This is a genomic window from Mesorhizobium sp. P5_C1 (assembly GCF_054049815.1).
Genome location: NZ_JBFULQ010001192.1, coordinates 1 through 835, shown reverse-complemented (window position 1 = coordinate 835; position 835 = coordinate 1). Strand labels below are relative to the sequence as shown.

1 protein-coding gene is annotated in these 835 nt (G+C 56.6%); it reads right to left on the bottom strand.

Features of this window, described 5'->3' with window-relative positions; all coding sequences use genetic code 11:
* A partial coding sequence (locus ACXJ7R_RS34815; RefSeq protein ID WP_457155752.1) for a YceI family protein occupies window positions 1–502 on the bottom strand: 502 nt, incomplete at its 3' end.
* Between the last annotated feature and the right edge of the window lie 333 nt (window positions 503–835).

Below are 835 nucleotides of genomic sequence, written 5' to 3'. Positions count from 1 at the left end.
ACACCATGTTGTCGCTGATCATGGTGACCACAATGTTGGCCGAGAGGTCCTTGTCGACGCCGTGCATGTTGAGACGGAATGGAAGAACCGCCTTCACGCGCCGCTTGGTCGCCAGGTCGGCAAATGCCGCGGGATCCACCTTCGCGGTCAATTCAGCGGTCGGAAACTTGAATGTCTCGAAGAAAAGGAACCGCATGCGGACATTGCGAAGGTCGACCCCCGTATCGACCGAATTGAGGTCGAAGCTGACTTTGGCATCACCCGCCGAACTGAGGCTGCCGGAAATATTCCTGATCTTGTTGGTTTCGACGATCGTGTTCTTCTTGACCGACTGATAGGTGAGTACCGAAGCGGTCGGATCGAGCGTCCAGTTCGGCTGTGCGTTCGCACTTCCCAGGCCGGGCAAAAGCAACACGGAAATCGCAACGATCAAGCCAAGCGTCTCTATGGCGAGCCGGCTTCTTGACCGTGTTTTCCACCAGAATCCGACGACTTCGAACATGGAACCCCCCTGCCTATGACAACAGACTTCCGTATCGACATCACGACCATGCGGTGTCGATGGAGAGCATAGAACACTTGCTCTCGCTTGGCGAGCATCTGCTGATTGCGCGGTGCGCCATTTCCAAGTGACACGAATTTCGGATCCGCACACTGGCTAGAAAGCGACTTTGACCCCGAGTTTGGCGCCGACGGTGGAACTGTCGGACGACGCCTTGCCACGGACTTCGCCGTTGACGGTGGTCAACTCCGACACCTTCAGGTTGAAGTCGGTCGACAGCGCGGCGGAAAAATCGGCATCGTCGAAGTCGATCTCCCTGGTGTCGATTTCGGT